At 72.7% G+C, this 22,269-nt stretch carries 19 protein-coding genes; 18 read left to right on the top strand and 1 reads right to left on the bottom strand.

Going from position 1 to position 22,269, the window contains the following annotated elements; all coding sequences use genetic code 11:
• Nucleotides 1-144: 144 nt before the first annotated feature.
• The 7 genes from ACIQGV_RS02030 to ACIQGV_RS02060 all read left to right on the top strand — a co-directional run bounded on the left by ACIQGV_RS02030 (nucleotide 145) and on the right by ACIQGV_RS02060 (nucleotide 9,072).
• Nucleotides 145-987, top strand: coding sequence for a nitrilase-related carbon-nitrogen hydrolase (locus ACIQGV_RS02030; protein WP_402489065.1), 843 nt, complete (start codon nucleotides 145-147; stop codon nucleotides 985-987).
• Nucleotides 984-2,270, top strand: a complete 1,287-nt coding sequence (locus tag ACIQGV_RS02035) for an aspartate aminotransferase family protein (RefSeq protein WP_402489068.1) — start codon at nucleotides 984-986, stop codon at nucleotides 2,268-2,270. The genes ACIQGV_RS02030 and ACIQGV_RS02035 overlap by 4 nt, the downstream gene beginning before the upstream one ends.
• 26 nt (nucleotides 2,271-2,296) lie before the next feature.
• Nucleotides 2,297-3,856 carry a PucR family transcriptional regulator gene (locus tag ACIQGV_RS02040; protein ID WP_402489071.1) on the top strand — a complete coding sequence of 520 codons (1,560 nt, stop codon included), beginning with the start codon at nucleotides 2,297-2,299 and terminating at the stop codon, nucleotides 3,854-3,856.
• Between the two features lie 155 nt (nucleotides 3,857-4,011).
• Nucleotides 4,012-4,854, top strand: a complete 843-nt coding sequence (locus ACIQGV_RS02045; protein ID WP_402489073.1) for a nitrilase-related carbon-nitrogen hydrolase — start codon at nucleotides 4,012-4,014, stop codon at nucleotides 4,852-4,854.
• A gap of 91 nt (nucleotides 4,855-4,945) precedes the next feature.
• Nucleotides 4,946-6,346, top strand: coding sequence for a dihydropyrimidinase (gene hydA / locus ACIQGV_RS02050; RefSeq protein ID WP_402489076.1), 1,401 nt, complete (start codon nucleotides 4,946-4,948; stop codon nucleotides 6,344-6,346).
• A gap of 10 nt (nucleotides 6,347-6,356) precedes the next feature.
• Nucleotides 6,357-7,379, top strand: coding sequence for a TIGR03842 family LLM class F420-dependent oxidoreductase (locus ACIQGV_RS02055; RefSeq protein WP_402489079.1), 1,023 nt, complete (start codon nucleotides 6,357-6,359; stop codon nucleotides 7,377-7,379).
• 166 nt (nucleotides 7,380-7,545) lie between these two features.
• Complete coding sequence (locus ACIQGV_RS02060) at nucleotides 7,546-9,072, top strand: NCS1 family nucleobase:cation symporter-1 (RefSeq protein WP_402489082.1); 1,527 nt, start codon at nucleotides 7,546-7,548, stop codon at nucleotides 9,070-9,072.
• 33 nt (nucleotides 9,073-9,105) lie between these two features.
• On the opposite strand, the gene ACIQGV_RS02065 is transcribed toward ACIQGV_RS02060, so the two are convergent.
• Nucleotides 9,106-9,771: a hypothetical protein gene (locus ACIQGV_RS02065; protein WP_402489084.1), complete on the bottom strand. Its 666-nt coding sequence runs from the start codon at nucleotides 9,769-9,771 to the stop codon at nucleotides 9,106-9,108.
• A 237-nt stretch (nucleotides 9,772-10,008) separates the two neighbouring features.
• Between ACIQGV_RS02065 and ACIQGV_RS02070 the strand changes: the two genes are divergently transcribed.
• From ACIQGV_RS02070 to ACIQGV_RS02120, 11 genes are all read left to right on the top strand, one after another.
• Complete coding sequence (locus tag ACIQGV_RS02070) at nucleotides 10,009-11,853, top strand: gamma-glutamyltransferase family protein (RefSeq protein WP_402489087.1); 1,845 nt, start codon at nucleotides 10,009-10,011, stop codon at nucleotides 11,851-11,853.
• An 86-nt stretch (nucleotides 11,854-11,939) separates the two neighbouring features.
• A complete protein-coding gene (locus ACIQGV_RS02075) occupies nucleotides 11,940-12,785 on the top strand; it encodes an inositol monophosphatase family protein (protein ID WP_402489090.1) in 846 nt (281 codons plus the stop codon).
• A gap of 158 nt (nucleotides 12,786-12,943) precedes the next feature.
• The gene (locus ACIQGV_RS02080; RefSeq protein ID WP_402489093.1) at nucleotides 12,944-14,353 is read left to right on the top strand and encodes a phytoene desaturase family protein; all 1,410 of its coding nucleotides are present in this window, start codon (nucleotides 12,944-12,946) and stop codon (nucleotides 14,351-14,353) included.
• A gap of 58 nt (nucleotides 14,354-14,411) precedes the next feature.
• Nucleotides 14,412-14,921, top strand: coding sequence for an O-acetyl-ADP-ribose deacetylase (locus ACIQGV_RS02085; protein ID WP_402489096.1), 510 nt, complete (start codon nucleotides 14,412-14,414; stop codon nucleotides 14,919-14,921).
• An 84-nt stretch (nucleotides 14,922-15,005) separates the two neighbouring features.
• On the top strand, nucleotides 15,006-15,920 hold the full coding sequence (locus tag ACIQGV_RS02090) for a class I SAM-dependent methyltransferase (protein WP_402489098.1): 915 nt from the start codon (nucleotides 15,006-15,008) through the stop codon (nucleotides 15,918-15,920).
• Entirely contained in the window at nucleotides 15,917-16,342 is a 426-nt protein-coding gene (locus ACIQGV_RS02095) for a CBS domain-containing protein (protein ID WP_402489100.1), read from the top strand. The genes ACIQGV_RS02090 and ACIQGV_RS02095 overlap by 4 nt, the downstream gene beginning before the upstream one ends.
• Nucleotides 16,343-16,450: 108 nt before the next feature.
• Entirely contained in the window at nucleotides 16,451-17,863 is a 1,413-nt protein-coding gene (gene lpdA, locus ACIQGV_RS02100; protein WP_402489103.1) for a dihydrolipoyl dehydrogenase, read from the top strand.
• 108 nt (nucleotides 17,864-17,971) lie between these two features.
• Nucleotides 17,972-19,375, top strand: a complete 1,404-nt coding sequence (locus tag ACIQGV_RS02105) for a hypothetical protein (protein WP_402489106.1) — start codon at nucleotides 17,972-17,974, stop codon at nucleotides 19,373-19,375.
• Entirely contained in the window at nucleotides 19,372-19,857 is a 486-nt protein-coding gene (locus ACIQGV_RS02110; protein WP_402489108.1) for a hypothetical protein, read from the top strand. The genes ACIQGV_RS02105 and ACIQGV_RS02110 overlap by 4 nt, the downstream gene beginning before the upstream one ends.
• Nucleotides 19,858-20,269: 412 nt before the next feature.
• A complete protein-coding gene (locus ACIQGV_RS02115; protein ID WP_402489111.1) occupies nucleotides 20,270-21,745 on the top strand; it encodes an AlkA N-terminal domain-containing protein in 1,476 nt (491 codons plus the stop codon).
• Between the two features lie 11 nt (nucleotides 21,746-21,756).
• Nucleotides 21,757-22,242, top strand: a complete 486-nt coding sequence (locus ACIQGV_RS02120; RefSeq protein WP_402489500.1) for a methylated-DNA--[protein]-cysteine S-methyltransferase — start codon at nucleotides 21,757-21,759, stop codon at nucleotides 22,240-22,242.
• The last annotated feature ends 27 nt before the right edge of the window (nucleotides 22,243-22,269 follow it).

The raw sequence follows: 22,269 nt of genomic DNA on the forward strand, positions 1-22,269 counted from the left end.
TCACCCACGGGAGTGGCAAACGGTGCCGACCGCGCGGGTTGACGACAATGGTCTTGGCAAGGCCCTCGGGTAGGCATACGTTCATCCCTCTACGCCCTGTTCTACGGGCGTAGAGGCGCTGACGTCCCGTCGAAGGAGCAGCTCATGGCGAACGTCGTCCGTGCCGCTCTGGTCCAGGCCACCTGGACCGGCGACACCGAGTCCATGGTGGCGAAACACGAGGAGCACGCCCGCGAGGCGGCCCGGCAGGGAGCCAAGGTCATCGGCTTCCAGGAGGTCTTCAACAGCCCCTACTTCTGCCAGGTCCAGGAACCCGAGCACTACCGCTGGGCCGAGCCGGTCCCCGACGGCCCGACCGCCCGCCGTATGCAGGACCTGGCCCGCGAGACCGGCATGGTCGTGGTCGTGCCGGTGTTCGAGGTCGAGCAGTCCGGTTTCTACTACAACACCGCGGCCGTGATCGACGCCGACGGCACCTACCTCGGCAAGTACCGCAAGCACCACATCCCCCAGGTGAAGGGCTTCTGGGAGAAGTACTACTTCAAACCCGGAAACCTCGGCTGGCCCGTCTTCGACACCGCCGTGGGCAAGGTCGGCGTCTACATCTGCTACGACCGCCACTTCCCGGAGGGCTGGCGCCAGCTGGGCCTGAACGGCGCCCAGCTCGTCTACAACCCCTCCGCCACCCACCGCGGCCTGTCGTCGTACCTGTGGCGCCTCGAACAGCCCGCCGCCGCCGTCGCCAACGAGTACTTCGTCGCCGCGATCAACCGCGTCGGCCGGGAGGAGTACGGCGACAACGACTTCTACGGCACGTCGTACTTCGTCGACCCGCGCGGACAGTTCGTCGGCGACACCGCGAGCGACACCAAGGAGGAACTCGTCGTCAGGGACCTCGACCTCGACGTGATCGACGAGGTCCGGCAGCAGTGGGCCTTCTACCGCGACCGCCGGCCCGACGCCTACGAAGGGCTGGTGCAGCCGTGACCGACGACCTGCTGGGCCGCCACCGCGCCGTGCTCCCCGACTGGCTCGCCCTCTACTACGAGGACCCGCTGGAGATCACCCACGGCGAGGGCCGGTACGTCTGGGACGCGGACGGCAACCGCTACCTGGACTTCTTCGGCGGCATCCTCACCACCATGACCGCCCACGCCCTGCCCGAGGTCACCAAGGCCGTGAGCGAGCAGGCCGGGCGGATCATCCACTCCTCCACGCTCTACCTCAACCGGCCGATGGTCGAACTGGCCGAACGCATCGCCCAGTTGAGCGGCATCCCGGACGCCCGGGTGTTCTTCACCACCTCCGGCACCGAGGCCAACGACACCGCCCTGCTGCTCGCCACGACGTACCGGCGCAGCAACACCGTCCTGGCGATGCGCAACAGCTACCACGGCCGCTCCTTCAGCGCGGTCGGCATCACCGGGAACCGCGGCTGGTCCCCGACCACGCTGTCCCCGCTGCAGACGCTGTACGTCCACGGCGGGGTGCGCACCCGGGGCCCGTACGCGGCTCTGTCCGACGGCGACTTCGTCGCCGCGTGCGTCGAGGACCTCAAGGACCTGCTCGGCCACACCCGTCCGCCCGCCGCGCTGATCGCCGAGCCGATCCAGGGCGTCGGCGGCTTCACCTCACCGCCCGACGGCCTCTACGCCGCCTTCCGCGAGGTGCTCGCCGAGCAGGGCGTGCTGTGGATCGCCGACGAGGTGCAGACCGGCTGGGGCCGCACCGGCGAGCACTTCTGGGGCTGGCAGGCGCACGCACGGTCCGGCCCGCCGGACATCGTCACCTTCGCCAAGGGCATCGGCAACGGCATGTCCGTCGGCGGGGTGATCGCCCGCTCCGAGATCATGAACTGCCTGGACGCCAACAGCATCTCCACCTTCGGCGGCACCCAGGTCACCATGGCCGCCGGCCTCGCCAATCTCAACTACCTGCTGGAGCACGACCTCCAGGGCAACGCCCGCCGGGTCGGCGGACTGCTCGTCGAGCGGTTGCGGGCCGTCGCCGCGCAGGTCCCGGCCGTACGGGAGGTACGCGGCCGCGGACTGATGATCGGCGTCGAGCTGACCCGGCCCGGCACCGACGAGGCCGACCCCGGGGCCGCGGCCGCCGTGCTGGAGGCGGCCCGCGAGGGCGGCCTGCTGATCGGCAAGGGCGGCGGCCACAGCACCAGCGCCCTGCGGATCGCCCCACCGCTCTCCCTGACCGTCGCGGAGGCCGAGGAGGGCGCCGCGATCCTCGACAGCGCTCTGAGGAGCATCCGGTAGCACCGAGTGAACGAGGGAGCGCCGCCATGACCACCGCCCTGGAGTCCCTGGAGCCCGCGCTGTCGGTCCGTCAGGTCCTCGGTCTGGAACGGGTGCTCGCCGGGGAGCCCGAGGTGGTGGCCGGGGCGGACCACCTCGACCGGCCCGTGCGCTGGGTGCACGTCGCCGAGGCCGCCGACGTCGGGGTGATGCTCAGCGGCGGCGAGATGGTCCTGACCACCGGCGTGCTGCTCGCCGGGGACGAGCACAAGCAGGCCGAGTACATCCGCTCCCTGCACCGTGCGGAGGCCGCGGCCGTCGTCCTCGGACTCGGCCGGGCCTTCCCGGCCCCGCCGGCCGTGATGCGCCGTACGGCCGAGCGGTGCGGTCTGCCCCTGGTCGTACTGCACCGGCCCTTTCCCTTCGCCGAGCTGACCGAGGAGGTCCAGTCCCGGCTGGTACGGCGCAAGTTCGCCGCCGTCAGTCTGTCCGAGTCCGTCCGTACCGCCCTCACCGGCCTCATCACGGGCGGCGCCCCCCTCCAGGCGCTTCTCGACGAGGTCGCCCAGCACAGCGGCTGCCCCGTCGTCGTCACCAACCTCGCGCACCGCGTGCTGGCCACGGCGGGGGAGCGGCCGGCCGTGGACGACGTCCTGCGCGACTGGGAGCGCATCGCCCGCCAGGCCGGCGGGCGGCAGGGCGACGGCTGGATCCGCGCCGAACTGGGCGGACGCGGGGAGCGGTGGGGCCGGATCGTGCTGTGCGGGTTCCGCGGCGACACCGCCGCCGGACGCCTCCTCGCCGACCGCGCCGCCGAGGCCCTCGTCCTGCACCGCATGCTCGGCGGCGGCTCCGCGGCCTCCTGGGAGGAGCAGTCCGCGCAGAGCCTGCTGACCGACCTGGTCCGCGGTGCCGTCCCCGCGAGGCAGCTGCTGCCGCGGGCGCGCGCCGCCGGACTCCCCGTCAACCGGCGCACGTTCGTGCCGCTCGTGGTGCGCGGGGCGGGGCCGCAGCGGCTCGACCGGGTGCTGCGCCTGGTCGGCCTGCCCGGACTGGTCGCCGGACTCGCCGACGGCACGACAGCCGTCCTGCTCAGTCTGGCCCGCGACCAGGACGCCGACGCCCTCGCCCGGCACTTCGCGGCCCGGCTGCGGCAGGAGGGCCCGGCACCGGTCGTGGCCGCCGCCGCGGCCCGCCCCGACTGGGACGCCGTACCGGCGGGACTGCGCGAGGCCCGGCACGTCGCGGACGCCGTGGCCGACTCCTCGGACGCGCTCGAACTGCCTGCGGTGGTCCGCCTGAAGGACGTCCGTCTGCGCGGGCTGGTCCGGCTGCTGCGCGACGACCCGCATGTGCAGTCCTTCGCCGAACGGGAGCTGGACGGACTGCTGCGCGCGGCGGACGACGATCTGCTCGCCGTGCTGCGCACGTATCTGGCGACGGGACGCAACAAGTCCCGTACCGCACAGCTCCATCATGTCTCCCGGCCCGCGCTCTACCGGCGTCTGGAGGCGATACAGACCCGGCTCGGCGTCGACCTCGACGACTTCGAGCAGGCCGCCTCGGTGCACATCGCGCTCCTCGCGCACGATGTGCAACAGGGGTGAAACACGCGACGACCTGGGAGAACGGTGAGGAAACATGAGGTCGGGCCAGGGTGACACGGTGCCACGCCGCACCTGCGCGGACGTGACACGGTGCAACTCACCTCGGCCGCGCGGACTTTCTAGGCTCACCGCACACCGAGCTACCGGAGGTCCCGATGAGCCGAGTGATCCGCGCCGCCGTCTTCCAGACCGCCTGGACCGGCGACAAGGAGTCGATGATCCAGGTCCACGAGCAGGCGGCCCGCGACGCCGCCGCGCAGGGCGCCCAAGTCCTCTGCTTCCAGGAGCTGTTCTACGGACCGTACTTCTGCCAGGTCCAGGACCCCGCCTTCTACGCGTACGCCGAGCAGATCCCCGAGGGGCCGGTCGTCCGCCGCTTCCAGGCCCTCGCGAAGGAACTGGGCATCGTGCTCGTGCTGCCGATGTACGAGGAGGAGCAGCCGGGCGTCCTCTACAACACCGCGGCCGTGATCGACGCGGACGGCTCCTACCTCGGCAAGTACCGCAAGACCCACATCCCGCAGGTCCGCGGCTTCTGGGAGAAGTTCTACTTCCGCCCCGGCAACAGCGGCTGGCCCGTCTTCGACACGGCTGTCGGCAAGGTCGGCGTCTACATCTGCTACGACCGCCACTTCCCCGAGGGCTGGCGTGCCCTCGGGCTCGCGGGCGCCGAGATCGTCTTCAACCCCTCCGCCACCTCGCGCGGCCTGTCCGGCTACCTGTGGCAGCTGGAGCAGCCCGCGGCGGCCGTGGCGAACGAGTACTTCGTCGGCGCGATCAACCGGGTCGGGGTGGAGGAGTACGGCGACAACGACTTCTACGGGACGTCGTACTTCGTCGACCCGGAGGCCGGGTTCGTCGGCGAGCCGGCCAGCGACAAGGAGCCCGAACTGGTCGTCCGCGACCTGGACATGGCCAAGCTCAGGGAGGTGAGGGACCGCTGGCAGTTCTACCGGGACCGGGCGCCCGGAACGTACGGACCGCTGACCGCGCCCTGAGGGACGCCCCGAGGGCGGCGCACCCAGGGGCGCGGGGAACCGCGCGACAAGCCACGGACAACCCGCAGACGCAATCGGCGAGGAGCGACCCATGAGCCGTACAGTGATCCGCGGCGGCCTAGTCATCACGGCCTCCGACGAAATCCATGCAGACGTCCTGATAGAGGACGGCCGTGTCGCCGCCCTCGCCGCCTCCGGCACCCCCGCCGCGGAGTCCTTCACCGCGGACACGACGTTCGACGCCACGGGGAAGTACGTCATCCCCGGCGGCGTCGACGTCCACACCCACATGGAGCTGCCCTTCGGCGGCACCTTCGCCTCGGACACCTTCGAGACCGGCACCCGCGCGGCGGCGCACGGCGGCACGACCACGATCGTCGACTTCGCCGTGCAGAGCGTGGGCCACGGGCTGCGCGAGGGCCTGGACACCTGGCACGCCAAGGCCGAGGGCAACTGCGCGATCGACTACGGCTTCCACATGATCGTCTCCGATGTGAACCAGGAGACGCTCAAGGAGATGGACCACCTCGTGGAGGAGGGCGTCACCTCCTTCAAGCAGTTCATGGCCTATCCGGGTGTCTTCTACAGCGACGACGGCCAGATCCTGCGCGCCATGCAGCGCTCCGCCGAGAACGGCGGCCTGATCATGATGCACGCAGAGAACGGCATCGCGATCGACGTCCTGGTGGAGCAGGCCCTGGCCCGCGGCGAGACCGACCCGCGTTTCCACGGCGAGGTCCGCAAGGCGCTGCTGGAGGCCGAGGCCACCCACCGGGCGATCAGGCTCGCCCAGGTCGCCGGAGCACCCCTGTACGTCGTGCACGTCTCGGCGGCGGAGGCGGTCGCGGAGCTCACCCGGGCCCGCGACGAGGGCCTGAACGTCTTCGGCGAGACCTGCCCGCAGTATCTGTTCCTGTCCACCGACAATCTTGCCGAGCCGGACTTCGAGGGCGCCAAGTACGTGTGCAGCACCCCGCTCAGACCGCGCGAGCACCAGGCGAAACTGTGGCAGGGACTGCGCACCAACGACCTCCAGGTCGTCTCCACCGACCACTGCCCCTTCTGTTTCGTCGGCCAGAAGGACCTGGGCCGCGGCGACTTCTCCAAGATCCCCAATGGGCTGCCGGGCGTGGAGAACCGTATGGACCTGCTCCACCAGGCCGTCGTGGACGGGCACATCTCCCGCCGCCGCTGGATCGAGATCGCCTGCGCGACCCCGGCCCGGATGTTCGGCATGTACCCGAAGAAGGGCACGATCGCGCCGGGCGCGGACGCCGACGTGGTGATCTACGACCCGCGGGCCGAGCAGGTCGTCTCCGCCGAGACGCACCACATGAACGTCGACTACTCGGCGTACGAGGGAAAGCGGCTCACCGGCCGGGTCGAGACGGTGCTCTCGCGCGGCGTCCCCGTCATCACCGAGCGGGAGTACACGGGCCGTGCCGGACACGGCGTCTACACCCCGCGCTCCACCTGCCAGTACCTCACCTAGGAGCGGTGCCATGGACTTCGGACTCGTCCTCCAGACGGACCCGCCCGCGTCGCGGGTGATCAGCCTGATGAAACGCGCCGAGCGCAACGGCTTCGGCTACGGCTGGACCTTCGACTCCGCCGTGCTCTGGCAGGAGCCGTTCGTCATCCACAGCCAGATCCTGGCCAACACCACCCGGCTGAAGGTCGGGCCCATGGTGACCAACCCGGGCACCCGCACCTGGGAGGTCACCGCCTCCACCTTCGCCACCCTCAACGACATGTTCGGCAACCGCACGGTCTGCGGCATCGGCCGCGGCGACTCCGCGATGCGGGTGGCCGGCCGCAAGCCCAACACCCTCGCCCGCATCAGCGACGCCATGAAGGTCATCCGGGCACTGGGCCGCGGAGAGGAGGCCGACCTCGGCGGCGGCACGGTCGTCAGCTTCCCGTGGATCAGGCCCGGCGCCGAACTGCCGGTGTGGATGGCCGCGTACGGGCCGAAGGCGCTGAAGATGACCGGCGAGGAGGCCGACGGGTTCATCCTCCAGCTCGCCGACCTCTACCTCACCGAGTACATGGTCAAGGCCGTGAAGACCGCCGCGGCGGACGCCGGACGCGACCCGGACGCGGTGACGGTCTGCGTCGCCGCCCCCGCCTACGTCACCGAGGACGACTCGCCCGAGGCGCTCGCCCACGCCCGCGAGCAGTGCCGCTGGTTCGGGGGGATGGTCGGCAACCACGTGGCCGACCTGGTCTCCCGGTACGGCGAGCACTCCGCGCAGGTCCCCGACGAACTCACCGAGTACATCAAGGCCCGCCAGGGCTACGACTACTCCCACCACGGACGCGCCGGGAACCCCGACACCCAGTTCGTGCCCGACGAGATCGTCGACCGGTTCTGCCTGATCGGACCGGCCGAGAAGCACATCGAGAAGCTGAACGCGCTGCGCGAGCTGGGCGTCGACCAGTTCGCGGTGTACAACATGCACGACGCGCAGGAGGCCGTGATCGACGCCTACGGCTCCCGGATCATCCCGGCCGTCAACGGCTGACCACCCTCTCCTGCGAACTCCCCCTTCCCGCCGTCCCGGGGAGGGGGCCAGGGCGCCTCGCGCCCGGCGGGCGCAGCAGCCCGCCCCAGGACGCACCCCCGGTGCGCACCCCCCTCGGCTTCGCCCGCACGGCCTCTCCCGTCCCCCTCGTCCGATTGGCCTGCCCATGACCGACCCCGCTCCCACGGCCATACCGCCGACCACCCAAGTCACCCTCGCCGACGGGCGCGTGGAGATCGCGCCGGACTCCCCGCAGCCGAGCGGTCCCTACGCCAACGAGGACCTGCTCCCGGTCCCCGTGTCGGGGCGCACCTGGACGACGTACAACTTCTCCGCCCTGTGGGTCGGCATGGCCCACAACACCGCCTCCTGGACGCTGGCCTCCGGTCTGATCGCCGTCGGCATGGACTGGAAGCAGGCGGTGCTCACCATCGCCCTCGCCAATGTGATCGTGCTGGTGCCGATGCTGCTGACCGGGCACGCCGGGCCCAAGTACGGCATCCCCTTCCCGGTCTTCGCCCGCGCCTCGTTCGGCATCCGCGGCGCCAACCTGCCCGCCGTCGTAAGGGCGTTGGTGGCCTGCGGCTGGTTCGGCATCCAGACCTGGATCGGCGGCGAGGCGATCTACTTCCTGGCCGGCAAGCTGATCGGCTCGGGCTGGACGGACGCCGGAGAGGTCGGCGGACACGCCTGGACCATGTGGCTGTCCTTCGCGATCTTCTGGGCGATCCAGATCGCCATCATCTACCGGGGCATGGAGACCATCCGCCGCTTCGAGAACTGGGCCGCGCCCTTCGTGCTCGTCGGCGCGTTCGTGATGCTGTGGTGGATGAGCGACAAGGCCGGCGGCCTCGGCCCGCTGTTCGACCAACCCTCGGCGCTCGGCTGGGGCGGCGACTTCTGGAAGCTGTTCTGGCCCGCCCTGATGGGCATGATCGGCTTCTGGTCCACCCTGTCGCTGAACATCCCCGACTTCACCCGCTACGGCAGGAGCCAGAAGGCACAGACCTGGGGACAGGCTCTGGGACTGCCCACCACGATGACACTGTTCGCGTTCCTGTCGGTGCTCGTCACCTCCGGCTCCCAGGCGGTCTACGGCGAACCCGTCTGGGACCCGGTGCAGTTGGCGGCCCGCACCGACAACGAGGTGGGCCTGCTGTACGCGCTGGTGACCGTGCTGGTGGCGACACTGTCGGTCAACGTGGCCGCCAACCTGGTCTCCCCGGCCTTCGACTTCTCCAACCTCGCGCCCAGGAGGATCAGTTTCCGCGCCGGGGCGCTCGCCACCTGCGTCCTCGGCGTGCTGATCTTCCCGTGGAAGCTGTACTCCGACCCGCAGGGCTACATCTTCACCTGGCTCGGACTGGTCGGCGGACTGCTCGGCACGGTCGCGGGCATCCTCATCGCCGACTACTGGATCCTGCGCCGCACCCGGCTGGACCTCGTGGACCTGTACCGCGAGGGCGGCCGTTACTGGTACGACCGCGGCTGGAACTGGCGTGCCGTCGTGGCCTTCCTGACCGGAGGGGTCCTCGCGATCGGAGGCGCCTCCTTCGAGCCGCTGCTGGACGGCCGGCCCGTCCCGGCGCTGGAACCCCTCGCCGACTACGGCTGGGCCGTCGGCCTCGGCACGTCCCTGCTGCTGTACCTGCTGCTGACCGTGACGACGGACCGCAGCCGCGGCGCCGGCTGAACCCGGCCCGCACCGGGGCGCGTCGGAGGACGGTCAGGCGCCGCCGTCCTCCAGCGCGGCCACCGCCTCCTTGGCCGCCTTGATGGCTCCCTTGTTGATCTCGTCCGTCCCGGGCGCGTCCTTCGACTCGAAGTCGCTGCCGTTGTACGTGACGACCACCAGCGCGTTGTCGGCCCGCGCCAGCACCACGCCCTCGCGGGTCTTCTGGCCGTCCTCGGTGGTGAGGTTCACGACGGAGTAGGCCGCGTCACCGAGGCCCGGGACCGCGCCGCCGCCCTTCCTCTCCTCGACCCGGCCCTGGTAGGACCTCCCCGCCTGCTCCTCGGAGTCCATCACCTCGAAGGACACGTCGAGCCACCGGTAGTCGTAGCCCTCCAGCGCGTTCCACGAACAGGTGCGCCGCGCGTCGGAGTCCGAGGACGGGATCTCCTTGCCGCCGGTCTTGGCGCCGGGCACCAGCGACGTGATCGTCTTCTTCGCCAGGCTCGTGCAGGGCGCGGGCGCGGCGGCGTACGTCTTCGGCACGGCCGTCGACGACGGCGCGGACGACGACCGGGCGGCGGTGTCCCGGCCGGGCGCGTCCTGGGCGGCCGACGGGGTGGCCCCGGGGCCGGAGGTGAGGGCCCAGCCGGCGCAGGCGAGGACGGCGACGGGGGTCAGACGTGCGATGAGGGCGAGCGGCAGAGGAAGTGAACGCACGGGCGCACTTTTCGTGGGGGACGGCAGAAACGATCCGCATCGCGGACGGGGGGACGCCAGTGTCACACGACTGGCAGTGGGGCGGAAGTGCCAACTCGCTCCGTACGCAGGCGGTGACGGGGACGAACGGCCGCCGCCCTTTGTGTCCGTTTATGTCCCCGTGGAGAGTCTGCCGCCACCGGTCCGCCGGCACATACGATCACCCGAGCCGTCACCGCACCGCAGGGGAGTCCGCCCGTGTTCACCACGCGTCCCACCCTCCAGGGCACCTTCGGCATGGTCTCCTCCACGCACTGGCTCGCCTCGCAGTCGGCGATGGCCGTGCTGGAGGACGGCGGCAACGCCTTCGACGCGGCCGTGGCGGGCGCTTTCGTGCTGCACGTCGTCGAGCCGCATCTCAACGGGCCCGCCGGCGAGGTGCCGATCCTGCTCGCCCCCGCGGGCGGCGAGGTGCGCGTGCTGTGCGGGCAGGGAGTCGCCCCGGCCGGCGCGAGCGTCGCCCGCTACCGCGGGCTCGGCCTCGGCCTCGTGCCCGGCACCGGCCCGCTCGCCGCCGCCGTGCCCGGAGCCTTCGACGCCTGGATGCTGCTGCTGCGCGACCACGGCACCAAGGACCTCGCCGACGTCCTGAAGTACGCCGTCGGGTACGCCGAGCACGGACACGCGCCCGTGGAGAACGTCGGCGCGACCGTGGAGACCGTACGCGCCCTGTTCGAGACCGAGTGGACCTCGTCGGCCGAGGTCTATCTGCCGGACGGCGCCCCGCCCCGGCCCGGCCGGCTGCTGCGCAACCCCGCCCTCGCCGCCACCTGGAGACGGCTGCTGGCCGAGACCGCCGGGGCCGGGGACCGGGAGGCGCGGATCGAGGCCGCGCGGGAGGTGTGGCGCACCGGCTTCGTCGCCGAGGCCCTCGTACGGCAGGCCGCCCGCCCCACCCTGGACACCAGCGGCGAGCACCACCGCGGCACCCTCACGGCCGCCGACCTCGCCGGCTGGTCCGCCTCCTACGAGGACCCGGTGACCTACGACCGGGACGGCTGGACCCTGTGCAAGGCCGGCCCCTGGAGCCAGGGCCCCGTCCTGCTCCAGCAGCTCGCCCTGCTGCCGCCGGAGCTGCCGCCGTACGGGTCCGCCGAGTACGTCCATCTGCTGGTCGAAGGCTGCAAGCTCGCCATGGCCGACCGGGAGGCATGGTACGGGGACGCCGCCGAGGTGCCCGTCGCCGACCTGCTGTCGGACGCCTACAACGCCGGACGGCGCGCACTGATCGACGACCGGGCGTCCTACGGGCTGCGGCCGGGCAGCCCCGGCGGGCGCACCCCGCGGCTGCCCGCCCACGCGCGCGCTGCGGCCGCGGCCGGTCCGGGGGCCCCGGCCGCGCCCGGCGTGGGCGAGCCCACGGTCTCCGGACCCGCCCACGCCGGTCCGGGCGGATCACCCGTGCCCGGGGAGCCCCGGGTGGACGCCGACGGAGGCACCCGGGGCGACACCTGCCACCTCGACGTCGTCGACCGCTGGGGGAACATGATCTCGGCCACCCCCAGCGGCGGCTGGCTCCAGTCCAACCCCGTCGTGCCCGAACTGGGCTTCCCGCTCGGCACCCGGCTCCAGATGACCTGGCTGGAGGAGGGCCTGCCGAACTCGCTGACGCCCGGCCGCCGCCCCCGCACCACCCTCACCCCGTCCCTCGCGCTGCGCGACGGGGTGCCGGTGCTGGCCTTCGGCACCCCCGGCGGGGACCAGCAGGACCAGTGGCAGCTGCACTTCTTCCTCGCCGCCGTGCTGCTCCCGCCGGTGCGCGGCGGCCTCGACCTCCAGGGCGCGATCGACGCCCCGAACTGGCACAACGACTCCTTCCCCGGCTCCTTCTTCCCGCGCGGGATGCGCCCGGGGAGCGTGACCGTGGAGTCACGGACCCCGGCGGAGACCGTGGCCGGGCTGCGGCGGCGCGGCCACGACGTCACCGTCGGCGCCGCCTGGTCGGAGGGCCGGCTGTGCGCGGTGGCCCGGGACCCGCGGACCGGGGTGCTGTCGGCGGCGGCGAACCCGCGCGGGATGCAGGGGTACGCGGTGGGACGCTGAACGGCGCCACCCGGAGTTCATCCGTGGTCCACCCGGCGTACGGGGGCAGGGCGGGGAATGTCAGTGGCGCGTGCTCTCATGGAGGCATGATCGAAGACACGGAAACCATCGACGAGTTTCTCGCCCGCCGCTCGGCCGACGTGGAGGAGGCGGTCCGCGAGGCCGCCGAGGCCGAGATCATGCCTCGCTTCCGGCAGCTCGCCGCGCACGAGATCGACCAGAAGAGCGGCCCGCACGATCTGGTGACCGACGCCGACCGGCGTGCCGAGCTGTATCTCACCAAGGCGCTGGCCGCCCTGCTGCCCGGCTCCGTCGTCGTCGGCGAGGAGGCGGTCCACGCCGACCCGGCGACGTACGACGCGATCAGAGGGGACGCGCCGGTCTGGATCGTCGACCCGGTCGACGGAACGCGGCAGTTCGTGCACGGCGAGGACGGATTCTGCACCCTGGTCGCCCTCGTCCGGCACGGCGTGCCGCTCGCCTCCTGGACGTACGCGCCCGCCCGCGGCCAACTGGCCACCGCCGTCAGGGGCCGGGGCGCCTTTCTCGACGGTGAGCGGCTGCACGCGGGAGCGCCCGCCCCCGGCCGCGACCTGCGGATCGCCACCTCGCACCCGGACTACACGACGGACGAGCAGAAGCGGGCCCTGCTCGGCCTGTGGACCGAGGGCGTCGCACCCCGCGCGTGCGGGTCGGCGGGCCTGGAGTATCTCGCCGTCGCCCGCGGCGAGTCGGACGCCACGGCCTTCTCCTGGGAGGCCGCCTGGGACCACGCGGCGGGTCTGCTGCTGGTCGAGGAGGCGGGCGGTGCCCATCTCACCCTGAGCGGCGAGCCGTTCCGGGTCACGGGCGGCAACTCCCTGCCGTTCACGGCGGCCAGGGACGCCGCCACCGCCCGGCGTGTACGGGGCCTGCTGTCGGGCACCGCCTGAGCGGCCCGCGCCGCCGGGGGCGGACGGGGCCGCGACGGTCCGGCCCGACCTCCGGCTGTCCGCCCCGCTGCCCGCAGGTCCGGCCCGGCGCGAGGGCCTCCGGCATATCCTGAACCTCCGAGGCCGCCGGCTGACGAAGGAGTCCGAAGGTGCCGACCATGTTCGATGCGGTCGTGGTGGGAGCGGGGCCCAACGGGCTCACGGCCGCCGTCGAGCTGGCCCGCCGGGGTTTCTCCGTGGCCCTGTTCGAGGCGTGCGACACCGTCGGCGGGGGAGCCCGCACCGAGGAGCTCACCCTGCCCGGCTTCCGGCACGACCCGTGCTCGGCCGCCCACCCCCTCGGCATCAACTCGCCCGCGTTCCGTGCCCTGCCGCTGGAGGACCACGGACTGCGCTGGCTGCACGCCGACGTGCCCATGGCCCACCCCTTCGCGGACGGCACGGCCGCCGTCCTGTCCCGGTCCGTCGCCGAGACGGCCGCCTCGTTCGGGCCGCGCGACGCGGGCGCCTACCGCAGGCTCGTCCAGCCGTTCCTGCCGCGCTGGGACACCCTCGTGCGCGACTTCATGTCCCTGCCGCTGACCGCGCTGCCTCGCGACCCGGTCACCCTCGCCCGCTTCGGACTGCTGGGCCTGCCGCCGTCCACCTGGCTGACCCGCCGCTTCCACGACGAGCGCGCCAAGGCCCTGTTCGCCGGGCTCGTCGCCCATGTCATCGCCCCGCTCGACGGCCTCGCGACCGGCGCGATCGGCCTGGTCTTCGCGCTCGCCGCGCACGCGAGGGGCTGGCCCGTCGCCGAGGGCGGTTCCCAGTCCGTCTCGGACGCGCTCGCCTCCCTCCTCCGCGCACACGGCGGCGTCCTGCACACCGGCTACGAGGTCAAGCGCCTCGACGACCTGCCGCCCGCGCGCGCCTACGTCTTCGACACCTCGCCCACCGCCCTCGCCCGCATCGCGGGCCTCGGCGACCGCTACGACCGCTACCGCTACGGCGCCTCCGTCTTCAAGGTCGACTACGCCCTCGACGGGCCCGTGCCCTGGACCGCGGAGGAGGCCCGCGGCGCGGGCACCGTCCAGGTCGGCGGGAGCGCCGCCGAGATCGACACCGCCCTGCGCGCCGCGTCCCGCCAGGGCCGCGCCCCCGAGGCGCCGTTCCTGATCACCGTGCAGCCCAGCGTCGTCGACCCCACCCGCGCCCCCGCCGGGAAGCACGTCTTCTGGGCGTACGGCCATGTGCCGAACGGCTGGACCGGGGACCTCACCGACGCCGTCGAACGCCAACTGGAGCGGTTCGCCCCGGGGTTCCGCGACCGCATCCTCGCCCGCGCCACCGCCGGACCGCCCGAACTCGCCGCACGCAACGCCAACTACGTCGGCGGCGACATCGCCTGCGGCGCGTTCACCGGGCTCCAGGCACTGCTGCGGCCGCGGCTGTCCCTGTCGCCGTACCGCACCCCGCACCCGGCGGTGTTCCTCTGCTCGTCCGCCACCCCGCCGGGCCCCGGAGTGCACGGCATGTCGGGACACAACGCGGCGAAGGCCGTGTGGCGACGCCTGAGACAGGGCTGAGACGGATCCGGCGAGAGGGCCGGCGAGAGGGCCGGCGAAAGAGAGGACCGATGCAGCCATGACCACCGTCACGCTCGTCCAGGGCGACATCACCCGGCAGACCGCCGACGCCATCGTCAACGCCGCCAACTCCTCCCTCCTCGGCGGCGGAGGCGTCGACGGGGCCATCCACCGCCGCGGCGGCCCCGCCGTCCTGGAGGACTGCCGCCGGCTGCGTGCCGGCCACTACGGCAAGGGACTCCCCACCGGACAGGCCGTCGCCACCACCGCCGGGGACCTCGACGCCCGGTGGGTCATCCACACCGTCGGCCCGGTGTACAGCCGCGACGAGGACCGCTCCGCGCTGCTCGCCTCCTGCTACCGCGAGTCCCTGCGCGTCGCCGACGAGCTCGGCGCCCGCACCGTCGCGTTCCCCGCCGTGTCCGCCGGGATCTACGGCTGGCCGATGGACGACGCCGCCCGCATCGCCGTGGAGACGGTCCGTGCCACGGACACCGCGGTCGAGGAGGTGCGCTTCGTGCTGTTCGACGAGACCGCGTACCGGGCGTTCGAGGCCCGGGCCCGCTGACAGCGGCCCCTGCCCGCCCGCCCCGTCCCGTCTTTCCGGCGCGTCCGCCCTGCGCGGGCGTGCGCGGCGGAGGATCGTGGAGGCATGGCCACGCCGGAGCGGCGTTTCGACGTATGGGCGGGCGCGTCCGCCTACGAGCGGTACATGGGCCGCTGGAGCAGACCGGTGGCCCGGGAGTTCGTGCCCTGGTGCGCCGCCGGGGAGGGGCTGCGCTGGCTGGACGTGGGCTGCGGTACGGGGGTGCTGTCGCAGGTCGTGGCCGAGTCGGCCCGTCCCCGGCTGGTGCTCGGCGCGGACCGGTCGGAGACGTTCGTCGCCGCGGCCCGTGCGGGGGTGCACGGTCCGGTCCGCTTCGCCGTGGCGGACGCGACGGCGCTGCCGGTGCGCGCAGGGACGTTCGACATGGCGGTGGCCGCGCTGGTGCTGAACTTCCTCCCCGACCCGGTGGCCGCGGCGGCCGGAATGACCCGCTCCGTGCAGCCGGGCGGCACGGTCGCCGCGTATGTGTGGGACTACGCCGACGGCATGGGTTTCCTGCGCCTCTTCTGGGACGCCGCCGTACGCGCGGACCCGGCGGCGCACGCCCTGCACGAGGGCGGACGCTTCCGCGCGTGCCGCCCCGAGGACCTCCGGCGGACATGGCTCGGGGCCGGGCTCGCCGACGTGGCGGTCACCGGCATCGAGATCCCGACGGTGTTCACGGACTTCGCCGACCTGTGGGAGCCGTTCCTCGCCGGCCAGGGCCCGGCACCGGCCTATGCCGCCTCCCTGGGCCCGGCCGGCCGGGCCCGGGTGCGCGACGCGCTCGCCGCGGCCGCACCGGTCCGCGCGGACGGCACCGTGGCGCTCACCGCACGGGCGTGGGCGGTCCGCGGGAGGCGGCCGCGGGGCGGCCCGGCGGGACACGGTGTGACCTCGCGCACCGGGGAAACCCGGGCCGGAAGAGAGACGGCCCCGGTCCGTCCGCCGCAGCCGCACCCACCCGGGAGGCACCCATGACCCGGCAGATACGTGACGTGATGTCGCCCGGCGCGACCGCCGTCGAACCGATGACCACGGTGGCGCGGGCCGCGCAGGTGATGCGTGAGCAGGACATCGGCGACGTGCTGGTGGCGTACGACTGCGACCTGTTCGGTGTGCTGACCGACCGCGACATCGCGGTCCGGGTCGTCGCCGAGGGCCGCGACCCGGAGGCCACCGCCGTCGGCTCGGTGTGCACCCGCCCGCCGGTCGTCACACTCGCCCCCGACGACACCACCGACCGCGCCGTCGAGCTGATGCGCGCGCACGCCGTGCGCAGACTGCCCGTCGTGGAGCGCGGCGGCTGTCCGGTCGGTGTGGTCACCGTGGGCGACCTCGCCGTCGGCGACGCCCCGCACTCCGCGCTCGCCGGTATCGGCAGGGCCGCCCCGAACCGGTGAGAGGGTGATCACCTTTGACGGGGCTCGGTGGCGGCGAGCAGGACCGGGCGAAACAATCTGTTGCGCACCAAACGGTCAACCGCTCCCACGTCACCGAAGAGGACCACCATGGACGAGCAGGACGAGCACTTCGACGTAGTCGTACTCGGCGCCGGCCCGGGCGGTTACGTCGCCGCCGTGCGCGCCGCGCAGCTCGGGAAGAAAGTCGCCGTCGTGGAGGAGAAGTACTGGGGCGGCGTCTGTCTGAACGTCGGCTGCATCCCCACGAAGGCCCTGCTGCGCAACGCCGAGCTGGCGCACATCGTCACGCGCGAGGCGAAGACCTTCGGCATCAAGGTGGACGGCACGGTCTCCTTCGACTACGGCGAGGCGTTCCGGCGCAGCCGCAAGGTCGCCGACGGCCGGGTCAAGGGCGTCCACTACCTGATGAAGAAGAACAAGATCACGGAGTTCGACGGCCGGGGCACCTTCCTCGACGCGAACACCCTCCAGGTGGCGGGCTACGACGGCGACACCCGCACGATCGGCTTCACGGACTGCATCATCGCCACCGGCGCCACCCCGAAGCTGCTGCCGGGCACCAAGCGCAGCGCGCGCGTGGTGACCTACGAGGAGCAGATCCTCGCCGAGGACCTGCCCGAGTCGGTCGTGATCGCGGGCGCGGGCGCGATCGGCATCGAGTTCGCCTACGTCCTGCACAACTACGGGGTGAAGGTCACGGTCGTCGAGTTCCTGGACCGCATGGCCCCGCTGGAGGACGCCGAGGTCTCCGCCGAGCTGGCCAAGCAGTACCGCAAGCTGGGCATCGACGTGCTGACCTCCACCCGTGTGGAGGCCATCGACGAGTCCGGCCCCAAGGTGCGGGTCACCGTGGCCGGCAAGGACGGTTCCCAGCAGGTGCTGGAGGCCGACAAGGTGCTCCAGGCCATCGGCTTCGCGCCGAACGTGGAGGGCTACGGCCTGGACAAGACCGGCGTACGCCTCACCGAGCGCGGGGCGATCGACGTCGACGGCCGCTGCCGTACCTCCGTGCCGCACATCTACGCCATCGGCGACGTCACCGCGAAGCTGATGCTCGCGCACACCGCCGAGGCCATGGGCGTGATCGCCGCCGAGACGCTCGCGGACGCCGAGACGATGGAGCTCGACTACGCGATGATCCCGCGCGCCACCTACTGCCAGCCCCAGATCGCCAGCTTCGGCTACACCGAGGCCCAGGCCCGCGAGCTGGGCTACGACGTGAAGGTCGCCAAGTTCCCCTTCACCGCCAACGGCAAGTCCCACGGCCTCGGCGACACCACCGGCTTCGTCAAGCTGATCAGCGACGCGAAGTACGGCGAGCTGATCGGCGGCCACCTCATCGGCCCGGACGTCACCGAGCTGCTGCCGGAGCTGACCCTGGCCCAGCAGTGGGACCTCACCGTCCACGAGGTCGCCCGCAACGTCCACGCCCACCCGACCCTGGGCGAGGCCGTCAAGGAGGCCGTCCACGGCCTCGCGGGACACATGATCAACATGTGAGACCGGGCGGGGCCGCTCACCCGAACGGCCCGGCAGCGCTCGCCGCCTCCGCCCGGGCGGGTTGTCCTTCTTGCGTCGGATCACTCCGGCGCACAGGAGGGAGCCGCCATGGCGGACGGCGAGGCCCCGGCGGGCCGCAGCGAGAGTGAACTGGAGCGTCTGCACGCCCGCATCGCGGCGCTGGAGGCGGAGCGGGCACGTCCGCAGCACCACCGTGTGCGGGCCTTCTTCTCCGTGGTGCTCATCTTCCTCGGCTGCGTCCTCGCCCCGTTGAGCCTGGTGGCCGCCTGGACCTCCAGCATCGTCGGCGACACCGACCGCTACGTCGACACCGTCGCCCCGCTCGCCTCCGACAAGGACGTGCAGAACGCGGTCGCGAACCGGGTCACGGACGCGGTGATGCAGCACCTGGACCTGCCCGCTCTGCTGTCGGACGTGGCTCCGCCGGACCGGCCGCTGGTCGACAAGGCCCTCGGCAAGGTGGGCGACTCGCTTCAGAGCGCGGTCAAGAGCTTCGTGCACGACAAGGCGGAGGCGGTGGTCGCCTCCGACGCCTTCGAGCGGATCTGGACCGAGGCCAACCGCCGTATCCACGGCGCCGTGGACGAGGCGCTGACCGGCGGCGGCGACGGCACCGTGAAGCTGAACGACGACACCGTCACGGTGGACCTCGGACCGGTCGTGGAGCAGGTCAAACAGCGGCTGGTCGACTCGGGCCTGACGGTCGCCTCGAAGATCCCCGAGATCCACACCAGCATCACCGTCGTGAAGTCCGACGACATCGGCAAGATCAAGACATATTTCCGGCTGCTCCAGCTGCTCGGTTTCTGGCTGCCCGTCGTCTCGGTGCTGCTGATCGCGGCCGGTGTGTTCCTCTCCACCCACCGCCGCAAGGTCCTGGTCGCCGCGTCCCTCTGCTTCGCCTTCGCGGCACTGGTGCTCGGCATCGCCCTGACGGTCTTCCGGGGCGTGTACCTCGACGCCCTGCCGTCCGGGGTGAACCAGCCGGCCGCCGGGTCGGTGTACGACACGCTGATCCGCTATCTACGGGCCGGGGTGCGGATGGTGGTGACGCTGGGCGTGGTCGTCGCGCTCGCCGCCTGGCTGTCCGGGCCGGGCCGCTGGGCGACCGGGCTGCGGCAGATGTGGCACTCCGGGATCGGCGCGGTCCGCTCCAGCGCCGACCGGCTGGGCATGCGCACCGGCCCCGTGGGTCCGTTCGTGCACCGCTACCGCACCTGGATCACCTGGATCCTCGTCGCGGCCGCCGTGCTCGCCTTCGTCCTGTGGTCGTACCCGACGGGCTGGGTCATCTTCGGCCTGGCACTCGGCCTGCTGTTCGCGCTGACCGTCGTCGACTTCCTGGCCGAGGACCGGGAGCCGGAGGAGACCGGGACCACTCCGGGAGGACCGCGGCCAGGGGGACCAGGACCGGAGGGACCACGACCGGAGGGACCGGTGTCGCAGGGACCGGTATCGGGACCGGGGGCGACAGAAGGGACGGCACCATGAGCGGGCAGACGGCGCAGCCCGGAGGGAACCCCGAGGGCGACATCGGCAACGCGTGGAGCGCGGAGCACCGGCGGCAGCCGGCCGCGGGCCCCGGACAGCCCGACCCGTGGGTCTCCAGCGGTGTCCTCTTCGCCGGGGTGCTCATGCTCTGCAGCGGCATCCTCGCCGTCCTCCAGGGCATCGCGGCCATCGCGGACGACGACGTGTACGCCCGTGTCGGCAGGTACGTCTACGAGCTGGACCTCACCGGCTGGGGCTGGGTCCACGTCGTCCTGGGCGTCCTCGTCGCCGTCACCGGAGGGGGCCTGCTCAAGGCGGCCCCGTGGGCGAGGTTCGCGGGCATCTTCTTCGCCGCCCTCGGCCTGATCGCCCAGTTCCTGTTCCTGCCGTACGCGCCCGTATGGTCCGTGATCATGATGGCGATCTACGTGTTCATCATCTGGGCCCTGTCGAGCCACCGCCCGGAGCCCGGCGGACCCTGACCCGGCCCGGAGCCCGGCGGACCCCCGGCCGGGCTCCGGTGCCCGGCGGCCGTGCCCGTCCGGCACCCGGCCCCGCCCGGGGTGCGGCCGGCTTTTTGCCCGGTCCGGTGTTGGACCGGGCCTCGCTTCGTCCGGTGCCGGTTTCCGGCCCTGCTCGGGGTCGGTCGGCTGATCCGGCCCGGGTCCCGGCTGGTCCCTGCCCGGGGTGCGGCCGGTTTCTCGCCCGGTCCGGTGTTGGACCGGGCCTCGCTTCGTCCGGAGGGCGGTCCCGGCCGTCGGCCCCGTGGCTTCCGGTTCCCGGTCCGGTCCGGAGGGCGGTCCGGTCCGGGTCGATCCGGGTGGGTGCAGGACAGCCGACGTCCATGTCGGATTCTCGCCAGCCCCGCCCGCGCCGGTACCGGATGCTGGACGCATGCAGAAGGGGATGCACACCGACCGGGAGCACTGCGTGCGCGCAGTGCAGTCCAAGGACGCACGCTTCGACGGCTGGTTCTTCACCGCGGTCCTGACCACCCGGATCTACTGCCGGCCGAGCTGCCCGGGGGTGCCGCCCAAGCCGGAGAACATGACGTTCCTGCCGAGCGCCGCCGCCTGCCAGCAGGCAGGGTTCCGGGCCTGCAAGCGCTGCCGCCCCGACACCAGCCCCGGCTCCCCGGAGTGGAACCGGCGGGCCGACCTCGTGGCCCGCGCCATGCGGCTCATCGCCGACGGCACCGTGGACCGCGAGGGCGTCCCCGGCCTCGCCGCCCGGCTCGGGTACAGCACCCGGCAGATCGAACGCCAGCTCCTCGCCGAGCTGGGCGCGGGACCCCAGGCCCTGGCCCGCGCCCAGCGCGCCCAGACCGCGCGGTTGCTCATCGAGACGACCGGACTGCCCATGGCGGACATCGCGTTCGCCGCCGGGTTCTCCTCGATCCGCACCTTCAACGACACCGTCCGCGAGGTCTTCGCCCTCACCCCCACCGAGCTGCGCGCCCGCGCGCCCCGCAGGAGCGTCCACAACGGCGCCCTGAGCCTGCGCCTGCCGTTCCGCGCCCCGCTCAACCCCGACAACCTCTTCGGACACCTCGCCGCGACCGCGGTCCCCGGCGTGGAGGAGTGGCGCGACGGCGCCTACCGCCGCACCCTGCGCCTCCCCTACGGACACGGCATCGTGGCCCTGACACCGGCGCCCGACCACATCGCCTGCCGGCTCACCCTCAGCGACCTGCGCGACCTCACCGTCGCCATCAGCCGCTGCCGCCGCCTGCTCGACCTGGACGCCGACCCGGCCGCCGTCGACGACCAGCTGCGCGCCGACCCGCTGCTCGCGCCCCTGGTGGACAAGGCGCCCGGCCGCCGGGTGCCGCGCACGGTGGACGAGGCCGAGTTCGCCGTACGGGCCGTCCTGGGCCAGCAGGTCTCCACGGCCGCCGCCCGCACCCACGCCGCCCGGCTGGTCACCGCCCACGGCGACCCCGTCGAGGACCCCGAGGGCGGCCTCACCCATCTGTTCCCCACCCCCGAGGCGCTCGCCGCCGTCGACCCCGAGTCGCTCGCGATGCCCCGCACCCGCCGTACGACCCTCACCACGCTGGTGGGCCGGCTCGCCGACCACAGCCTGCACCTGGGCGTGGAGAGCGACTGGGCCGCCGCCCGCGCCCAGCTCCTCGCGCTGCCCGGCTTCGGCCCGTGGACCGCCGACGTCATCGCCATGCGCGCCCTGGGCGACCCCGACGCCTTCCTCCCCACCGACCTGGGCGTCCGCCGCGCCGCGCAGGAACTGGGGCTGCCCTCCACCCCGGCCGCCCTCACCGCCCGCGCGGCGGCCTGGCGGCCGTGGCGTGCCTACGCCGTGCAGTACCTGTGGGCGACCGACAGCCACCCGATCAACATCCTTCCGGTATGAGGACGTACACCATGAAGCAGCACACGGTCGTCGACAGCCCCTACGGTCCGCTCACCCTCGTCGCCGACGACGGCGTCCTGTGCGGCCTCTACATGGCCGGCCAGCGCCACCGTCCCGCCGAGGAGACCTTCGGGCCCCGCGAGGACGACCCGCTCTTCGACGAGCCCGCGGAGCAGCTGCGGGCCTACTTCGCGGGCGAGCTGAAGGAGTTCACCCTTGAACTCCGCCTCCGGGGGACCCCGTTCCAGCGCGCCGTCTGGGACCAGCTCACCCGGATCCCCTACGGAGAGACCCGCAGCTACGGCCAACTCGCCGACGCCCTCGGCAACCCGGGGGCCTCCCGAGCGGTCGGCCTCGCCAACGGCAAGAACCCCGTCGGCATCATCGTCCCCTGCCACCGCGTCGTCGGCTCCGACGGCAGCCTCACCGGCTACGGCGGCGGCCTCGACCGCAAACAGCGCCTGCTGGACTTCGAACAGGGGGCCGCGCTCTTCTGACGCCCGCGGCACGCCCGACGACATGCG

Origin of the sequence: Streptomyces sp. NPDC093094 (assembly GCF_044754345.1) — a bacterium.
Classification (GTDB): domain Bacteria; phylum Actinomycetota; class Actinomycetes; order Streptomycetales; family Streptomycetaceae; genus Streptomyces.

Excerpts from the sequence above, each read along its gene's own strand:
- ACIQGV_RS02030 (WP_402489065.1), top strand. The coding sequence starts at position 145 with ATGGCGAACGTCGTCCGTGCCGCTCTGGTCCAGGCCACCTGGACCGGC.
- ACIQGV_RS02040 (WP_402489071.1), top strand. The coding sequence starts at position 2,297 with ATGACCACCGCCCTGGAGTCCCTGGAGCCCGCGCTGTCGGTCCGTCAG.
- ACIQGV_RS02045 (WP_402489073.1), top strand. The coding sequence starts at position 4,012 with ATGAGCCGAGTGATCCGCGCCGCCGTCTTCCAGACCGCCTGGACCGGC.
- hydA (WP_402489076.1), top strand. The coding sequence starts at position 4,946 with ATGAGCCGTACAGTGATCCGCGGCGGCCTAGTCATCACGGCCTCCGAC.
- ACIQGV_RS02055 (WP_402489079.1), top strand. The coding sequence starts at position 6,357 with ATGGACTTCGGACTCGTCCTCCAGACGGACCCGCCCGCGTCGCGGGTG.
- ACIQGV_RS02060 (WP_402489082.1), top strand. The coding sequence starts at position 7,546 with ATGACCGACCCCGCTCCCACGGCCATACCGCCGACCACCCAAGTCACC.
- ACIQGV_RS02075 (WP_402489090.1), top strand. The coding sequence starts at position 11,940 with ATGATCGAAGACACGGAAACCATCGACGAGTTTCTCGCCCGCCGCTCG.
- ACIQGV_RS02080 (WP_402489093.1), top strand. The coding sequence starts at position 12,944 with ATGTTCGATGCGGTCGTGGTGGGAGCGGGGCCCAACGGGCTCACGGCC.
- ACIQGV_RS02085 (WP_402489096.1), top strand. The coding sequence starts at position 14,412 with ATGACCACCGTCACGCTCGTCCAGGGCGACATCACCCGGCAGACCGCC.
- ACIQGV_RS02090 (WP_402489098.1), top strand. The coding sequence starts at position 15,006 with ATGGCCACGCCGGAGCGGCGTTTCGACGTATGGGCGGGCGCGTCCGCC.
- ACIQGV_RS02095 (WP_402489100.1), top strand. The coding sequence starts at position 15,917 with ATGACCCGGCAGATACGTGACGTGATGTCGCCCGGCGCGACCGCCGTC.
- lpdA (WP_402489103.1), top strand. The coding sequence starts at position 16,451 with ATGGACGAGCAGGACGAGCACTTCGACGTAGTCGTACTCGGCGCCGGC.
- ACIQGV_RS02105 (WP_402489106.1), top strand. The coding sequence starts at position 17,972 with ATGGCGGACGGCGAGGCCCCGGCGGGCCGCAGCGAGAGTGAACTGGAG.
- ACIQGV_RS02110 (WP_402489108.1), top strand. The coding sequence starts at position 19,372 with ATGAGCGGGCAGACGGCGCAGCCCGGAGGGAACCCCGAGGGCGACATC.
- ACIQGV_RS02115 (WP_402489111.1), top strand. The coding sequence starts at position 20,270 with ATGCAGAAGGGGATGCACACCGACCGGGAGCACTGCGTGCGCGCAGTG.
- ACIQGV_RS02120 (WP_402489500.1), top strand. The coding sequence starts at position 21,757 with ATGAAGCAGCACACGGTCGTCGACAGCCCCTACGGTCCGCTCACCCTC.